The organism is Flavobacterium sp. CYK-55, assembly GCF_018413465.1.
In the GTDB taxonomy this organism is placed as follows: Bacteria; Bacteroidota; Bacteroidia; order Flavobacteriales; family Flavobacteriaceae; genus Flavobacterium.
Map to the genome: position 1 here is coordinate 25724 of NZ_JAHCDK010000012.1, position 17661 is coordinate 43384.

The 17661-nt window shown below is 38.5% G+C and carries 17 protein-coding genes; 8 read left to right on the top strand and 9 right to left on the bottom strand.

The genetic code is table 11. The features are described 5' to 3' along the window. The first annotated feature begins 209 nt into the window (after positions 1–209). The gene (locus KIH23_RS11820) at positions 210–545 is read left to right on the top strand and encodes a nucleotidyltransferase family protein (protein ID WP_213213702.1); all 336 of its coding nucleotides are present in this window, start codon (positions 210–212) and stop codon (positions 543–545) included. Then, positions 514–855 carry a DUF86 domain-containing protein gene (locus KIH23_RS11825; RefSeq protein WP_213213703.1) on the top strand — a complete coding sequence of 114 codons (342 nt, stop codon included), beginning with the start codon at positions 514–516 and terminating at the stop codon, positions 853–855. The genes KIH23_RS11820 and KIH23_RS11825 overlap by 32 nt, the downstream gene beginning before the upstream one ends. Positions 856–1349: 494 nt before the next feature. Here the strand turns inward: KIH23_RS11825 and KIH23_RS11830 are convergent, their stop codons facing one another. The 4 genes from KIH23_RS11830 to KIH23_RS11845 all read right to left on the bottom strand — a co-directional run bounded on the left by KIH23_RS11830 (position 1350) and on the right by KIH23_RS11845 (position 6662). Next, positions 1350–1541, bottom strand: a complete 192-nt coding sequence (locus KIH23_RS11830) for a cold-shock protein (protein ID WP_213213704.1) — start codon at positions 1539–1541, stop codon at positions 1350–1352. A 244-nt stretch (positions 1542–1785) separates the two neighbouring features. Beyond that, entirely contained in the window at positions 1786–2301 is a 516-nt protein-coding gene (locus KIH23_RS11835; RefSeq protein ID WP_213213705.1) for a hypothetical protein, read from the bottom strand. 137 nt (positions 2302–2438) lie between these two features. Further along, complete coding sequence (locus KIH23_RS11840; RefSeq protein ID WP_213213706.1) at positions 2439–5021, bottom strand: tetratricopeptide repeat protein; 2583 nt, start codon at positions 5019–5021, stop codon at positions 2439–2441. A 3-nt stretch (positions 5022–5024) separates the two neighbouring features. Beyond that, the gene (locus KIH23_RS11845) at positions 5025–6662 is read right to left on the bottom strand and encodes a T9SS type A sorting domain-containing protein (RefSeq protein ID WP_213213707.1); all 1638 of its coding nucleotides are present in this window, start codon (positions 6660–6662) and stop codon (positions 5025–5027) included. Positions 6663–6865: 203 nt separating this feature from the next. Here KIH23_RS11845 and KIH23_RS11850 point away from each other — a divergent pair, with 203 nt between their 5' ends. Both KIH23_RS11850 and KIH23_RS11855 read left to right on the top strand, forming a co-directional pair. Continuing rightward, a complete protein-coding gene (locus KIH23_RS11850) occupies positions 6866–7042 on the top strand; it encodes a hypothetical protein (protein ID WP_213213708.1) in 177 nt (58 codons plus the stop codon). A gap of 62 nt (positions 7043–7104) precedes the next feature. Beyond that, entirely contained in the window at positions 7105–7662 is a 558-nt protein-coding gene (locus KIH23_RS11855) for a hypothetical protein (protein WP_213213709.1), read from the top strand. A gap of 840 nt (positions 7663–8502) precedes the next feature. Here KIH23_RS11855 and KIH23_RS11860 read toward each other — a convergent pair. Then, positions 8503–8898, bottom strand: coding sequence for a YegP family protein (locus KIH23_RS11860; protein ID WP_249684908.1), 396 nt, complete (start codon positions 8896–8898; stop codon positions 8503–8505). Between the two features lie 174 nt (positions 8899–9072). Here KIH23_RS11860 and KIH23_RS11865 point away from each other — a divergent pair, with 174 nt between their 5' ends. Further along, a complete protein-coding gene (locus KIH23_RS11865; protein WP_213213710.1) occupies positions 9073–9759 on the top strand; it encodes a chitosanase in 687 nt (228 codons plus the stop codon). A 46-nt stretch (positions 9760–9805) separates the two neighbouring features. On the opposite strand, the gene KIH23_RS11870 is transcribed toward KIH23_RS11865, so the two are convergent. Beyond that, positions 9806–11776, bottom strand: coding sequence for an endonuclease (locus KIH23_RS11870; protein ID WP_213213711.1), 1971 nt, complete (start codon positions 11774–11776; stop codon positions 9806–9808). Positions 11777–11904: 128 nt separating this feature from the next. Between KIH23_RS11870 and KIH23_RS11875 the strand changes: the two genes are divergently transcribed. Then, positions 11905–12459 (top strand): hypothetical protein, encoded by a 555-nt coding sequence (locus KIH23_RS11875; protein WP_213213712.1) that lies wholly within the window; start codon positions 11905–11907, stop codon positions 12457–12459. Positions 12460–12570: 111 nt separating this feature from the next. Here the strand turns inward: KIH23_RS11875 and KIH23_RS11880 are convergent, their stop codons facing one another. From KIH23_RS11880 to KIH23_RS11890, 3 genes are all read right to left on the bottom strand, one after another. Continuing rightward, on the bottom strand, positions 12571–13275 hold the full coding sequence (locus KIH23_RS11880; RefSeq protein ID WP_213213713.1) for a PKD domain-containing protein: 705 nt from the start codon (positions 13273–13275) through the stop codon (positions 12571–12573). Between the two features lie 272 nt (positions 13276–13547). After that, positions 13548–14339, bottom strand: coding sequence for a hypothetical protein (locus KIH23_RS11885; protein ID WP_213213714.1), 792 nt, complete (start codon positions 14337–14339; stop codon positions 13548–13550). 74 nt (positions 14340–14413) lie between these two features. Continuing rightward, positions 14414–15985, bottom strand: coding sequence for a PKD domain-containing protein (locus KIH23_RS11890; RefSeq protein WP_213213715.1), 1572 nt, complete (start codon positions 15983–15985; stop codon positions 14414–14416). Between the two features lie 194 nt (positions 15986–16179). Between KIH23_RS11890 and KIH23_RS11895 the strand changes: the two genes are divergently transcribed. Together KIH23_RS11895 and KIH23_RS11900 are read left to right on the top strand one after the other, a co-directional pair. After that, a complete protein-coding gene (locus KIH23_RS11895; RefSeq protein WP_213213716.1) occupies positions 16180–16806 on the top strand; it encodes a Crp/Fnr family transcriptional regulator in 627 nt (208 codons plus the stop codon). Positions 16807–16869: 63 nt separating this feature from the next. Further along, positions 16870–17655: a sulfite exporter TauE/SafE family protein gene (locus tag KIH23_RS11900; protein WP_213213717.1), complete on the top strand. Its 786-nt coding sequence runs from the start codon at positions 16870–16872 to the stop codon at positions 17653–17655. Positions 17656–17661: the final 6 nt, after the last annotated feature.

A 17661-nucleotide genomic window follows, 5' to 3' on the forward strand; every position in this document is an offset into this window, starting at 1 on the left:
AAACATTACATCAAATTGACATGCATCATTCATCAAGCGCAGCTGCTCAGGCACTCAGGTTCTCAGGTTCTCAGACACTCAACTTCTTAAACCTTTTACACTTTTTTAAACCTGTAGTGGGTTGTTGGAATTTGTAGCTGTCTGATGGTGAGCAACAAGCCAAAAAAAAGCAACGGTAAACGATTGCTAAAAATTCATACCTTAGCAAAATGAATTTGAAAGATTCTATACAAGCCAACTCAAACGAGTTTTTATCATTGTGCAAAAGTCACGATGTAAAAACGCTATATGCTTTTGGTTCATCAACAAATGATCAATTTAAAGAAGAATCTAGTGATATTGATTTACTTGTTGAACTAGACACAAAAGATCCGATCAAGCGCGGTGAAAATCTACTTGACCTATGGGATAAATTTGAAAAATTCTTTCAAAGAAAAGTTGACTTATTGACCAATGGTTCAATAAGAAATCCAATACTTAGAAAAAGTATCGATTCATCAAAAGTATTAATATATGACGCAAAAGAGCAAAAAGTATCTTTCTGATATTTTGATGGCGATAGAATTAATCGAAGAATTTACACTCGATTACAAGGATTTCAATTTATACGATCAAGATCGCAAAACGCAAAGTGCTGTTGAGCGTCAATTAGCCATTATTGGTGAGGCATTAAATCAATTCAAAAAACTAGAACCGAAAATCATAATCAAAAACGACAAACAAATTATCAGTTTTAGAAATAGATTGGTTCATGCATACGACAGCTTGGATAATTCAATGATTTGGGTAATAATCAATAGGCATTTAAACCCGTTAAAAATTGAAATTCAAAACCTGATGACCGCTACGCTGTGAGAATTACGAATTAGGAATTACGAATTAAGAATTAGGTTTCAGACTAAACTTCTTAAACCTTTTACACTTTTTTAAACCTGTAGTGGGTTGTTGGTTACACCAAAGCTTCAAAAATCATTTAGGAAAACATTACATCAAATTGACATACATCATTCATCAAGCGCAGCTGCTCAGGCACTCAGGTTCTCAGGTTCTCAGACACTCAACTTCTTAAACCTTTTACACTTTTTTAAACCTATAGTGGATTCTCTGTTTCACGGCTGTTTCAGCTCAACTTCTTAAACCTTCTACACTTTTTTAAACCTGTAGTGGATTCTCAATTACACCAATGCTTCAAAAATCATTTAGGAAAACATTACATCAAATTGACATGCATCATTCATCAAGCGCAGCTGCTCAGGCACTCAGGTTCTCAGGCTCTCAGACACTCAGCATCACCAACAAAAAAAGCCAGTCTTTTCAGACCGGCTTTTGGGTTGTCGTAAAAATATATCTTAGATAACGTTTACATTTACTGCCATGAGACCTTTTTTTCCGTTTTCAACAGAATAAGTCACTGTGTCATTTTCACGTACAGGCCCGTTTAAACCACTAGCGTGTACAAACACATCACTTTCGCCATTGTTTGGAGTGATGAATCCGAAGCCTTTTGCTTCATTGAAAAACTTAATTGTTCCTTCGTTCATAATAAAATATTGTATTAATAAAGGCGTAAAGATATACTTTATTCCTTATAAAGTTATTAAATATCAAATATTTAAATGAGTTGCTGAGCAACTGAGTGTCTGAGATGCTGAGATTCCTCCTGCCCCGCTCCCGCGCGAATCTTTCGCGTGGTTTAAGTCTAGCAGCATGAACAATAATATAGTTACCGCTGCTCAGTTTCTCAGGCACTCAGAGAGGCATTTACCAATCCGCTAGCCCGAAGCCTTACTTTTTAGTGGTATGCTCTTTTTTATATGCGTTGAACTCTTCTTGGGTCATAAAGTTGGTGCCTTGCCCCAAAACATAATACCATTTACCATGGTCTTTGATGTAGGTTTCGGCTCTGATTACTTTAAAGTGTAAATCGCCCTCGGGGGTATCAAACACCACATCGGCCACCTTGGTTTTGATGGCGGTCTGGCCGTTGAATATGCGTACGAGTTCGGTGCCCGGTACTGATTCAACTGATTTGAAAGTCATGCCGTTGCGGGCAAACTTCTGAAATTCTTCTTCAAGTCCGTAGGCAATAGAACCATCGGCCCCTATACTGATGGAATTGTCATTGAGTGAAAGCGCCGGGTCAAAAATATTCGAAATCGCATTGATGATTTTTCGGTCTTCAGGGTAATCGGTTGTATTGTATTTACCCGGTGGTGGTGCCTGCCCCAGTAGCGCTAGAGTGTGTAGTGTTATCAAAGCTAAAGTCAGGAGGTTTGTTGTGGTTTTGTTGGTTGATTTCATGGTTGGTTTTGTTGTTTTTATTAAGAGGTTTATATACCCATATCTAAAGCCATTATTCTAATCCGGGTTACTGTAAAAGTGACCGATACATTGATTTGTTTAAACAATGTGATTTATTTAAGAATAGCATATTAAATTCAATCTTCTTGACTACTACCTACTTTAATTTCAAAATCATAATAGCCCGAATTATTGACATAATCAATATCGTTAACAGCAATAGTTATGTAACCATCAAAAGGTACTTTAACTGTATTTTGACTACCAATCATAAACCAACCCGAATCAGCAATTCTAATCAAAAAAGCACCATGAGGATAATCGGTTTCAATATTGTAGCTTTTGAAATTGTCAGAATATTTACTTATATCATTAAACAAGCCTGTTTTAGCCAAACCTTCAGGCAAACCATCTGGCGTTCTGTTTCCGGCCATCATTCCAAAATTCATCAATCCTTGGGCTTTAAATTCTAATATCTGATCTTCTTTGACATGCAGATTGGTTTGGGCAGATGAAGAAACCGTGCCGGCATAAATATCTTGGTTATCAACTCTATCAATAAATTCTATTCCATTAATAAACTCTTGCTTTTGAATTCTACTTTGTGCATAAGTTTGCATGATAGAGTCAAAACCTAATTCAAGCGGTGATGGTCCTTCTGTGTAACGTTCAACTTCAGCACCATACTGATTGGTAACAACGATTTCTCTTCGAGGGCTGAAATCAAGGTTAGAAAAGAAATTATTTATACTAAAAGAATTGATTAACTTTCCGCTTTTATCAACCTTTTCACCAAGGTTACCGGCTTTAGTCAACCAATAACGATATTTGATTAGGCTTTTTTCACCAGCTAATCCCGAATAATACATTTTGGCTAATTGAATCATAGCTTTAGAATGGTCTTTTTTTGCCGCTCTTTTTAAGTAAACATTTGCAGTAACTATGTCTGCCCATTTTGGTCCGAGATAACTACCATCGATTAATATCGAACCTAACTGATACATAGATTCACGAATTCCGTGATCAGCAGCAATTTTTAAAAGTGCTAATCCTTTTTTTACTGAAGCTTCTTTGTAATGGTCGGTTAAGAGCAACTTACCCGCAACATAATTGTATGCATTGTATTTGCCCAATTCAGAAGCTTTGTTCAAATTTAACTCTGCCATGGTAACATCTGTATCGGTTTGTTTAAAATCAATATAATATCTAGCCAAACCTTCATAATATTCAGCACCCGCTTCAACACCAACTTTTTGATACCATTCTAAAGCTTTTTGTTTATCTGGCTGTGTTGATTTTCCGTTAGAGAAATAATCCCCTAAAACTAGTGCTGCTCTCTTATATCCTTGGCTAAATAACTGGCTAAGTTTAGTTACAGCTGACTTTTTTTGATTTTCATCCACTAACTGTAATTGTAAAGTTAAATAATCAAAAAATGCAGGAGTGTATTGAGCCTCAGCACAAGCTCGCAAAATCGATTGTCCTTGAAAGATTTGCTCATCATCTCCAGACAGCAATTTGGCCATAGCGAGTACATAAGCAATTTCAGCATTGCCCTCTCTGGCCAATTGGTTGTACTTTTTTATGGTCCAAGTATTTATTTTTAGTCCTTGTTGATCGTTTTTATCATAACCTCCACGACCGGTAGCCATCAAAACTCCTCTCCAAGCATATGCTAAACTATCCTTGTTTTTAACTTGACCTTCAATGATATCTTTTACTGATTGTCCTTTTTTAAACATGAATAAATGATTGATAAAAGTATCATGACCAGAAGGTTTGATTAAAATTGGGCCTTCAAAAAACTGCTCGATAGGCAATTTCCTATTTATTTTTTCTACAATCTCATTGCCCATTTCAATATCTATAATAGAAACTTCAACATTGATTGAATCAGCATAAACGTTAAACGGAAACTGATAATTAAATCCAATATATTCCTTTTGACCCGGCCTAAGCGTTAGCGGGTAAATTCCCTCATATGAAAAAGTCTTGAAATTGCTTTTGTCAGTTGGTAATGAAAATTCATACCTCGCATTGAGTCTTTTTTCAATTGTGTTTATATTCTCTATCTGAAAACGAACCAAGTTTTCTTGATCAAACTTTAGCTTTTTAAACTCATTTACATTGTTTTTAGATGAGATATAAAAATCTCCATAATTAAACTTTGCATCTTTATACCCCGCAAACATCTGTGATGATTCAACCGATATATTTGCCGATTCTTTGCTGAGTTCAATGCGACCACCTTGTAAGATTACATGAGTTCCAAAAGCAAAATTGCAGCCTTGATATGTTCCAACCATTTCATTGGCTCCTTCATCAATCTTGAAATTCGGTTTGATTTCGCACCATGTAATTTGTGAATCATTATTAGAAAGTGTTTTAGTGATTGAAAGATTTAATTGATTTTTATCAACAAATCCTTGAACCAAAAAAGTTCCAATAAAATTGTGTTTAGGCATTTTGGGATTGCCTAAGTTGCCTTGAACTTTTAATAAAGGTGATAATTTACGTTCAATTTTTAAAAAACCAATATAATTGTTGTTTCCAAATTTTTCCAACTCTAAATCAACATCATACTTGATTGTAAAATTGATGGTATTGTCGTGTATTTTTCCGGTCCAAGTGCCAGATAAATCAAATTCAACTTGACTGAAGCAAGCAAAAGAACTAAGCAAAAAACCAATCCGTAAAACACTAAAAAAAAATTGACGCATAAATTAATTTTTAATAATTTTTTGGTGAGACTTAAAACCATTACCTTCTAATTGAATCAAATAAACTCCTGAGGCTAGACTTTCAACGTTGATTTGTCCATTTACCGGTGTGGTTTGAATGAGGATTTTGCCGGTGAGGTCGGTGATGGTGATTTGATTCAACTGAGTATTATCGGGTATTTGTAAATTTAAAAAATGGGACACGGGATTTGGGCTTAGAATCGGTATATCACTTGAAAAGTTATTAAGAGCTAAAGCACAATTCAAACCTAATTGACCATTGGCACATATATTCTGAGCAAAAATGTTTACGCTATTTGTAGTGGTTGAAAAAAAGGCAATTCCACCTCCGATATTATTACTCACTAAACTAATTGAAGCTTGATTACTGGTTGCTGTTGATAATGCTATACCATTATTTTGCCATGCAAAACTACCATCTGAATTGACTCTTTGAATATAAATATCGCCATTGCCTGCGCGATCGTCTTCCCATGCAACCAGAAAACCATTTTGCATACTATGAACTATTCTAGGTATTAGTTGACCTGAACTTCCTGTGGCGACTCCTATTCCATCAACTGGCCATTGAATATTACCTTGGGGGTTTATTTTTTGCAAGTAGACATCTCCTTCCGTTCCATTACGCTCATCTTCCCAAAGAACCAGTAAATTATTTTGTGAATCAACTACTGATTGTACTGCATATACATCGCCAATACTTGAACAAACAGGTATGCCATTTTCTGCCCATTGAACCAATCCGTTCTGATTAATTCTTTGAGCATAAATATTAAAATCATTTCCGTTGCGATTATCAACCCAAGTTATAAAAGCCCCACTATCTTGGTCAGCTGATAATACAACATTTTCAGGATTAGTTGTTACGTTTCTTATTAATACATCGTTTATGTCCCATATTATTAAGCCATTTGAATTCATTCTCTGCGCGTACAAATTAAAATTAGATAGATTCCTGTAGTCAATCCAAGTAGCTATAATTCCTCCTTGATTGTCATCAACTATTCTTGCGCCTCCTTGAAAAATGGAATTTGATAAAACATTGCCTCCGGATGTCCACATTATTGAACCATTTGAATTAACTTTTTGGACATAGTTTTTATAATTTCCTAAATTATTCCATGTAATAATGTACTCGTTGTTGGTATTTTTAATTAGTTCAATATCTCGATCATCATCCATTGAATTTGAAATTTGAATCCCTGCAGATGACCATACTAAATTTCCATTTAGGTCAATTTTTTGCATAAATACATCCCAATTTGCATTTCTTTTATCAGTCCAAGCAACAACAGCACCACCTGAACCATCTGAGGTTACAACACATGAATAAACATCAAAATCGTTTGAATTGTCAAAATCATATATCAAAACTCCATCACCCCATAATCGGTAACCATTTACATCTAACTTCTGTGCATATAATTTCCATGGATTTGTATTGGTTCGAGATTTAAAAAAAACAATAGAGTTTCCTTGATCGTCAGTTACAGCAGTTGGAAAGAAATCATTTGTTGTTAAAAAAGAAACTACTGTATTTACTGACGCATCACTAGTCCATTGAGCATAAGTGGTTAGTGTACACATCAAAGCGAGTATAATTTTAGATAAGTTTTTCATAGTTTAATCTTAAAATATTATTTTTTTGATGAAAAGTAAGGTAGCGACTTTTCGTTTAATTGGTTTGATTAATTTAAGTTAGGAATAACACCAAAAAACAGTGAGTAGTAAAAAGCAAAATCGAAAATATTGATAGATAAGGATTTACAAATAAATGCATAAATTTTCAATAATTATACAGGCCTTTGGTTACATTTTAAAAAATGGCTGAGCCATTCTGTGAAAACTTAAAACCAAATTTCTTTACCTACTTTGTAGCTTACAGCATAGATTCAGATATTATAAATTCAAATGCTACTTTGTATAAGGGCCAATATGCATTCAACCCGAATGTGGGGCAATACGGAGGCTATATCCTAAAAATTAAAATCACCAAATAAACTCTAAAAGGTGGAATTTATATATATTCTACCTTTTTTTGTAACAACACAAACCGCAAAACATGAAGTTCTGTTTATTATTATTAGCCTTAACCCTAAATTCATGCGCCATCAAAGGAAATTTTGCCGGGCTCTACAGCTACTACCATAAAATGCAAGTACAAAAGCCTGATTTATACGTAGCCTACAGCCCCAATACATCTGTTTGTGATTTAACCCCTACCAACCAAGCCAAAGTATATCTCACGCGTGGACTTGATTTAAAAAAGTGTTTGAATAGCGCTCAAAAAGCAGTAGTCTATATTTGGGGGGCAAAATGCAAAAGCAAAATGTGTATTCCCCTTGAACTACTGCAACAAAAATGCCGTGCCCAAAACATTGATTTATATGTGGTAGCCGAGTATTATGACAATCAAGAGATGGATTACAACTACCCACTCACCCACCCTGTTTTTGGCATAGATACAGAGTACTATCAATCTGATCGCACCGCAAAATACCTTTCAGGCTTTATCTTTGACCTAACCGGGTCTGTAACCCCCCAAATGAGGTATCTTTACTTTAAAAACGGTGAATTTGTAGGAGCTTATGCCTTTATTGATGACATAAAGAGTGACTGAGCTAAGGTTCGTTTTGCGTCGGAAGTAGACGGTAAAGACACGCTGTGCTAGAGACACGCTGCGCTGTATGAATTATGAATTACGAATTACGAATTATGAATTAATAAATTTTGAGTAATGCCTCAAAATCAACTTCTTAAACCTTTTAAACAGACCGCTGCGCTGTATGAATTACGAATTAGGAATTACGAATTATGAGTAGTGCTTCAAACTCAACTTCTTAAACCTTTTAAACAGACCACTGCGCTGTATGAATTACCCCCGCTCCCGCGCGAATCTTTCGCGTGGTTTAAGTCTAGCAGCATAACAATAATATAGTTACTTTATATAAAATTTAGATAAACATAAACCAACCACGCGAAAGATTCGCGCGGGAACAATGGGCTTAGGTACTCAGCCTCTCAGGCACTCATACACTCATCAACTCATTAAAAATAAATATTTTATACTAAATAAGTAATCTATACCTTACATGCGTTAGGGAAAATCCCCTGACGAATTAGGGTTTTCCCTAATGTTATTTTATACAAGAATACCCATCTTCGCATTACCGATTTGAACGTCGGTTGAACGTCTCTTTCATATTAAAAAATTACACGCCTTTAAGAAAGAATCACGGCTCTGGGGAGGCCTACTCCCCGGTCGAGGTTCTGAAGATGGTCAGAAAACCTAATTTTTTAGGATTTAAATTTTGGTTTAATACTTCTGACAGGTTTTCGGTTAACAAGTTATGATGCAGTGACTGTGGTGGGTTCACATATTAAACTCTGAAGAACGCCTGTCAAGAATTTAAAAATCCCTAGCTGATGTTATGCACTAGGGATTTTTTATTGAGGGTTATTAAGATGCATTTTCAAATACCTCTGCAGCATCGGGAAAAACAAAATCGTTATCAGAAAAATCTAAAACCTCGGCCGTTGGAATACTTTTGAATACTTCATCAACTCCTTTGCCCATGAGCAATTCTGTAGTGTATTTTCGGCTGTTGGCCAAAACAAATCCGTCTTTGCTGAGTCTAAAAAAGTATTTACCCGAAGCATTTTTGACCTTGGTAAAAGCAAACATATCAATTTGTGCTTTGAGTGCATCAATCATTTGCTCACAATCTTGCTTGTGTTTGCAAACAATACTGGTAAAAATAGTTTTGCCTTTTCGGGATGAGAAGGTAAACTTATAATCGCGCTGCTCGTGCTTTTTGATAACGAAGGTTCCCAAGGGTGATATGATTTTGAGCAAAAATAGCCATTTGACCAGACCGAAAAAGGGCAACTTTTATAGCTTTTCAAGAAATTGTCAACAAATCAAAGCAGTAATGACTTGGGTAAAATCCCCTCGCTTTTGAGGAAAAACCCTAATGTGTTTCATTAAAGTTTTTCAGACCTTTAATCAACTCATTTAAAACACAATAAGATGCCGATTACAACAACTCAAAAAAAGAAAATCCTACAAGTGGTTAATGTTTTTGAAACCGGAACCCCAGCGGGCAAATACGACAACATTTCAGTTTATGCCGACGGGCCGGTAGTCAATGGGGCAAAAATCAAACAAATCACCTATGGCCGAAGCCAGACTACCGAGTTTGGCGTGCTCAAAATTCTGGTGCAACAATACATAGCCAACCACGGAAAATATGCAGCGGCTTTACAACCTTATGCCCAACGCATTGGCAAAATGCCTAGCCTGCATACTGATGCCGTATTAAAAAGCACACTCAAAAAAGCAGGGGCTGACCCCATGATGAAAACCACACAAGACCGCTTTTTTGACCAACTTTATTATCAACCGGCTTATGCTTGGTATGCAGCCATGAAGTTTACTTTGCCTTTGAGTATGCTGGTTATTTATGACAGTTTTATCCACAGCGGAAGTATCCTGCCTTTTTTAAGAAACAGCTTTCCGGAATCGGTGCCTAAAAATGGTGGAGATGAAAAAACCTGGATCAAACAATATGTTGCCGCTCGTGACAATTGGTTGCGTCACCACAGCAATGCCGTATTGCGCAACACTGTTTATCGCACCGAATGCTTTCAAGATGCAATCAATAAAAACAATTGGGATTTAGCCAAAAGCATCAATGCCAACGGAACGCTGGTTTAAATACAACAGCAAACAAACTAAAAAGCCTCCGAGTTGGAGGCTTTCTTTATTTGATCATCAATTTCTGCAATATGCTCTGACCATCCACCTGCAACTTGACCAGATACATACCGGTAGGTAATGAAAGCGGTAAGGCTTCTTGAAGTTGTAGGTTGGTTTGCAACAAACGGGCTCCTGCTAGGTTGTAGATTTCGACCTCAGCTTTGCTAAATGAACCTGAAAAAGTAATTTGGTCTTGGGCCGGATTCGGGTGCATCACAATCTGTGTTTGGTGAAATGTAGGGTTGGATAAGGCCGCAAACCAAGCTTCACCGGCATGGGTTCCCCAGATGTAATCGGCCAAAGCCGGCATATCAATAAACGGGTTGCGGTTCATTTGCCAAGTGTAGATGTAGTTATTGCGGTTCATCTCAAAATCATCCGACGGATCGGTATGATTCCATTGCAAGAGCGTGGCTAAATCGCCAATTTGACCTACAATGTTTTCATTCGGATTGCCGTCAACTACATTGAGACCATTGTAACGAACGGCCATATAAAATACGGCACGCGATACATCGCCTTTCCAGCTGCTGGTGGGGTTGGCCAACGGCCCGTTGTAATCAACCCCGTAATTGCGGTTGTTGCGCGAGGTGTTCTCTTGACCATCTACCGCGCGCAAATGATGCGCATCTGAAAGCCCTGCTCCGATATCATCCGGGCCACTGGCTAACCAATTGTTGATTCCGTCAGGCGGTAAGTTGTATAAATCGCCAAAGTTTCCGCGTGATTGGCAGTAAATATGCTCGCGGTTCCATTTGCCGATGATGCTGCTTCCGGTTTGATAATCTATTTTTGAACGCGGTTGCTCGGTATAAATAAGCCAAACTTGGTTGTTGTTGAGCGGGTTTTGATCGGCTGTTTTCAGGATGTTGATCACATCGCCATAGGTATGCGCTCGTACCACCGCCGGATTAGCAATAATGTCTTGTAGGGCTTGTTTGAGCGCTGCTCCTGATTTGCCTTCAAGCGAATCGTAATAACCCGTGGGTTTGTTGTTAGATACTTGCCCATAGGTTGGACTGGCCGGTGTTCCGAAATTCAGGGTGGTAAAGTTGACGTCATTGACCCGAACTATTGTATTGTTGTTTAGGATAATGTAATCAGACGGTACGCTGCCAATGGCCACCTCCATTTCTTCATCGCCGTCGTTGATTCCATCATTGCGCAAAACTACATTGACCGTAGCCGAGCTCATTCCGGTAGGAATCACCACATTCAAGGTTCCGGTATAATCTGATGAATTAAAAGAGCCATTGTTGAGCGTAAAGCTAAAACTCAAAGCCGAGGTTACCGGCGTATCTGTGGTAAACGTAAAAGCCACTGCCTGCCCTTCGGTTAAAACACCACTTGGGCTAATGGTCGTGGTAATGCCATTGTATATAATTCCTGAACCATCATTGTTAGTGCGTGGTGTTGGGGTTTTGACCTCATAGGTTCCGTCGTTCTTGCGCTGAATTGATTCATTGGCCGCTTGTCCGTTGGCATTTTCATTATAACTCACCGTTAACCCCCATGCCGTCATGAGCGCTGTAGCTGATGTAGTGGCACTGTTGCTGTACACCAAAGCATCAATAAGGTTGGTGTTGGTTCCGACTGTATTGATCGGAAAATCAGTAGCATCGCCTTGATAAATAGCTACGCCATCAGGGCCATTTTGAATGCTGCCGGCTGCTATAGTATAAGAGGCTGCCGGGTTCACGAGCGGGTTACCCAGCAAGATGATTCCGTTGCCATCGGTGACCAAGCCATCTAGGTCAATGGCCAAATAGCTGACATTGGTGGTCCCTGACGAACTGGCATTAAAAAACACCAACACATAACCATCAAGGAGCATAAAAGGTGTTGCGGTTTTGAGTTCGATAAATTCTTTGACATCGGTTGAGGGTGTATCGGCATCAATTTCATTAATGACCACTTGGGCCTGTACCGATAAAGCAGCTAAGAAAACAAACGCCGCAATGATTCTTCTAAACATACTAACTGGTTTAACCGAGCAAAGATAGCGGTTTATATGAGATTTGATAGGGCATGCAATATAATTAACACCAGAGCATGTAACATTCAGAACATTTAGATACTTTCTAGTAAACTAAAAATCAAATCATGAACAAAAAAACAAAATTCACGCTCACAGCCCTTTGGATTTTACTTACCCGAAGTTATGATGCTTACTGTACTTATCAATTTACGCCAAATCTGGACAAAGAAGCCAATCCGTTGGTGACTGTTTTGGGTATGAGCTGGACGCCTTTATTGTTGACTGTCTTTTCATTGACACTCTATGGCATTTGGTGTTTGTATCAATCTACTTTTAAGCCCATAAATTTGCTTCCGACAGAATCAGGCTATAGTTTGAGTGAAGTAAGCGGTTACATATACTTGGGTAAACGCGCACCATGGTATGCTATTTTTTATGCTTTTCCTAAAAGCCTGCGCAGATTCAATCAGTACCTCGGGCATACTTTAAGTCGTTGTTTGGTGTATGCCGGATTTATATCAACCCTCATGTGGTTATTCATTCAAAATTGTGAATGGTACCGAAGCATCCACAGCGGAGCATTGATTTATAGCTTATTGCTTTTAGGTTGCAGTTTGATACTATATCAATGGCATAGCCAACAAAACTTTGAATACCTAAAAAATACAGCACATAAATGAATAAAAAAGTCCCGATTATTATACTCGGGACTTTTTTATAAACGGCTATACCCCATTAAGCTTGAATGTTACAAAACAATAATTGTCTCAATCAAAGCAAAGGTCGTTGCGTTATTCTTTTACTATTTTTTGTAAAAAAACACCTTGACTTGTATGCAATTCAACTAAGTACAAACCTTTGGCTAAAGCTGATAAATTGAGTGATTGTGCTACTTCTTGACCTAAAATATCTAGCACACGTACTGAGTTGAGCTGGTTGTTGACCGGGAGCTCTATATGTAATACACCTTTAGTTGGATTAGGATATAAACGCGGTTGCGAAAACTCATGATGACTCGTGCTTAAAGTTGGAAAATCATAGCAATCAGATACTGAGCTACAATTGCCTGTAGTTAGTGCTACAGCATATTGACCCGGCCCGGCAGGAACATAGATTTGCCCGACTGCTCCGGCTATTGGTGCATTGTTCATATTACAATCAAGCCATTGATATGTTGTACCGGGATTAGTTCTTTCAGCTGTTAATTCGGTATTGGTTACTACTACCGCATTGCTCAAAACATTTTGCGAATCAGTCACCACCACATTTAAACTCATTTGCTCGGTGACCGACGGCACACAAAAAGTATTGATGGCTGATAGCGTTACGGTGTAAACGCCCGGACATTGATAAGTGTGTGTTGGATTTTGACTCGTAGAAGTTCCGCCATCGCCAAAGTTCCATTGCAAGAGCGTGGCTAAATCGTCAATTTGACCTACAATGTTTTCATTCGGATTACCGTCAACTACAGTGAGACCATTATAACGAACGGCCATATAAAATGCGGCACGTGATACATCGCCTTTCCTACTGTTGGCGGGGTTGCCAACGGACCATTGTAATCAACGTCGTAATTGCGGTTGTTGCGCGAGGTTGTATAATTAAAAGCAATAGCATTATTTTAATATCCATTTTTACATAAATATTTAAACTATACGACTAATTTTCAAGTTTATTTTAGATACAAATAAATACTTAGTTTTAATAAAAAAACCTTCCTGAATTATGGGTTCAAGAAGGTTTAGTATCAGACTTAAATGAGTTTATTTTATTCGTAGTAAAAATAGTATTTAACAAGTAACGATCCGAAAAAGTAGTGATTTGCAGCAACAGGATAGTTGTCAGAATTATACGTATATTCATATTCCGCATTATTTACAAAATTATGTGAAATACCTCCTAAAATAGAATCAACCAATGTTTTACTACCTTGTTTACCAATAATATGCGTAAACATTAATTTATCATATCCCAATACATTTTTAAACAAACTATTTTTGGTATCATAAGTATAATTATCGGTATATGAATCAAATTCTTTAACCACTTGTAATCTAACAATTTCACCATTTTGTAAGGTAATAGTTCCTGATTTTAGCAGTTCTGGAGTATTCCCTGGGTAATATTCATATTGCTGAAAAGTAACAATGTTGTTGTTGTAAGTATAAGTGGTTTCTCTTTCAATACTTGAATTCGGTTTAGTTGTTTTAAATTTAATTAATTGATTATTAGTATTATACTCGAAAATATCTGTTGATCGAAGTTCTGCATCCTCTGTTGGAGTTGCGGTGTAGGGACCGCTATAATGTTGAATTTTTGTAATTAAATTCCCCGTGTAAGTGTATATATCATATTCTTCACCGTTACGATTAATACCTGTGAGCTTGTTGCCGTTATAATAATAATAAGTGGTTGTTGAGCCTAAACCGAGATTATCTTCAACGGTTCTTTGGAGTAAGAGATTTTGAGAAGGTGGATTGTCAGACGATGAGCTACTATCACTTGAACAAGAAGAAAGAAACAGTACAGAAACGCTCAATAGGCATAGGATTTTTTTCATTTTTTATGGATTTTAGTGAAAGTTATTATGTAAACATAAAACAAATTAAATTATAATCGTATTAACCAACAACATTATTCCTTAAGTACTTTTAAAGTAAAAGTTCCTTGGTTGGTATGCAATTCAACTAAGTACAAACCTTTGGCTAAAGCTGATAAATTGAGTGATTGTGCTACTTCTTGACCTAAAATATCTAGCACACGTACTGAGTTGAGCTGGTTGTTGACCGGGAGCTCTATATGTAATACACCTTTAGTTGGATTAGGATATAAACGCGGTTGCGAAAACTCATGATGACTCGTGCTTAAAGTTGGAAAATCATAGCAATCAGATACTGAGCTACAATTGCCTGTAGTTAGTGCTACAGCATATTGACCCGGCCCGGCAGGAACATAGATTTGCCCGACTGCTCCGGCTATTGGTGCATTGTTCATATTACAATCAAGCCATTGATATGTTGTACCGGGATTAGTTCTTTCAGCTGTTAATTCGGTATTGGTTACTACTACCGCATTGCTCAAAACATTTTGCGAATCAGTCACCACCACATTTAAACTCATTTGCTCGGTGACCGACGGCACACAAAAAGTATTGATGGCTGATAGCGTTACGGTGTAAACGCCCGGACATTGATAAGTGTGTGTTGGATTTTGACTCGTAGAAGTTCCGCCATCGCCAAAGTTCCATTGCAATTGCTGATAATTCTGAGCGCTGGTGATAAACGATACCGGAGCCGAAAGCGTTGCCGGGTCATAATCAGGCAATACCGGAACATAACCAAACATAGCTGTGGGCTGCAAACATCTTTGTATATCAACATAAGTAATTTGTGCAGGCACCCAAAGACCGTTGATCTCATTGCCCGTAACTTCGAGCACCGGAACGCGGTATTGCTGGTCAAACCATTTGTAACTAATGGTGGTCTGCACCGAACTCGTAGGTCCGGCATCACCGGTAATGGTCACATTTGACACAATAGTGGTTTTCATTTTCAAGGTATTGGCAAAAGTTCCGTAGGGCGTAACCAAACTCCCCCAGCCTTCTACCACATTGGTTCTTTGATTGTCGGTTTGATAAATAACCGGAATACCCAAGCTGTTCAAATCAATCGTAAACGAACTCGGGTTGGTATAATTGTCATTGTATTGAATCGGAAAGTTGTATTCTTGGTCAGGCACAGTGTAGCTCACGGTAACAGGAATGATATTTCCGCCGGCTGTCATTTGAGCGCCAAACATTTTGTTGGTGAGTGCAGCGTTGGTTTTTTGGTAATGACTAACGATATTGGTCAATCCGTATCCGCCCAAAATAGCTCCGTCGCGCTGAGCCAAGGCCAGATTAAATTGGCTGTTGAAGTTTGAATTACAGTTAAAGATATAACCGTTGGTAAAACACCACGAAGTTTTGTAACCCGAATTGTTGGGGTCTGACCAAACTTGCGTGTCTTGCGAAGTGACATCAAGCAGCGGATAATTCCAGGCATAATTGGTTCCTGTTTGTGTAAAATCATAAGCAGCGGTATTGAGTTGGGTTGAACTCAAAATAGTCGTAGCCCCGATGCCCGCAAAATTACTGCTGGTATAGGTGATTTGCCCAAAAACTGAAGTTAGCCCCAAACAAGCCAAAAAAAGGTATAAGTGTTTCATCTTGTTGCATTTTGAAGCGTAAAGATAGAAAGTTTGCGCAAGAAAGCAAATGAGTGTCTGAGACTGTGAGTGCCTGAGCAACTGAGCATCAGAACTTCTCATATCTAAAGTCCGAAGGGCGCGTCCTAAAGCGCAGCGGTCTATAGCGCAGCGTGTCTAAAAATCACTATATTTACCCCACTAACGCACATCTTATGGATTCAACTGTACAGGCACTTTTTCCGGGATTTTCAAAAGATTTACTCGAAGAAATGAATCATCAGGCGGTTTTTCAAACCGTTGAAAGCGGCACGACCATTATGCGTACCGGACAATACATCAAAAGCACGGTTTTGGTTTTGGCCGGACAGATCAAAATATACCGACAAGACGACGACGGCGGTGAGTTTTTTATGTACTATTTACAACCCGGACAAGCTTGCGCTATTTCAATGATTTGTGCTACCCGCAACCAAAAAAGTCAAATCATGGCCAAGGTAACTGAAGATGCCGAACTCATGATGATTCCATTACCACTCATGGACCAATGGATGATGAAGCACCGCAGTTGGTATGAATTTGTAATTGAAACCTACCGCAGCCGTTTTGAAGAAGTTTTAGAAGTGATTGACAGCATTGCCTTTCGCGCCATGGATGAACGCTTGGAGTTTTACCTCAACCGTCACCGCGAAGCCTGCGGATGCAACGAGCTCAAACTTTCGCATCAAGAAATTGCCAATGATTTGAGCACTTCGCGCGAAGTAATTTCAAGATTGCTCAAAAAAATGGAACAACGCGGACTAGTTAAACTGCACCGCAACCAAATTGAACTCATTAAATAAACTGGTGATAAAAGTTACAGTACACATCTGGCCAACCCTGCATATTTGCCAACAAAAAACCTTATGGAAATTCTAGGTTATTTAGCATCGGTACTCATTGGCATCAGCCTTGGGCTCATTGGCGGCGGCGGAAGCATTTTGACTGTGCCTATTTTGGTGTATTTGTTTGGTATCGGAGCTGAACATGCCACAAGCTATTCATTGTTTATTGTAGGCATTACAGCTATGACCGGTGCGTATCGTCATTACAAACTGGGCAATTTAGAGATCAAATCAGGTTTGGCCTTTGCACTGCCTTCTGTGATTAGTTTGCTGTTGGTGCGCAAAATTTTACTCCCGGCTTTACCTGATGTTTTATGTACGGTTGGCTCAACAAACGTGACTAAAAACGCACTGATTATGGTAGTTTTTGCGTTGCTGATGTTGGCCGCTTCTATCGCCATGATCAGACCTTCGGCGGAACCAACACAAGACAGCAGCCCTCAATATAAATCACTGGCCATCATGGGTTTTTTGATTGGATTAATCATCGGATTTTTAGGAGCCGGCGGCGGATTTTTAATCATTCCTGCCCTACTCTTTTTTGCCGGTATCCCGATGAAACAAGCCGTGGGAACCTCATTGCTGATCATCAGCATCAACTCGGCCATTGGCTTTGCGGGTGATGCCCTAGGCGGAGCACCGATCAACTATACCCTCTTACTCACCATCAGCGGCATTGCGATTGTCGGGATGCTCATCGGCACCCAACTTTCAAAAAAAATCAACGGAGCGCAACTCAAACCTGCCTTTGGGTGGTTTGTTTTATTGATGGGCGTTTATATTCTGTTGAAGGAAGTGGTTTTCTGAGTGCTT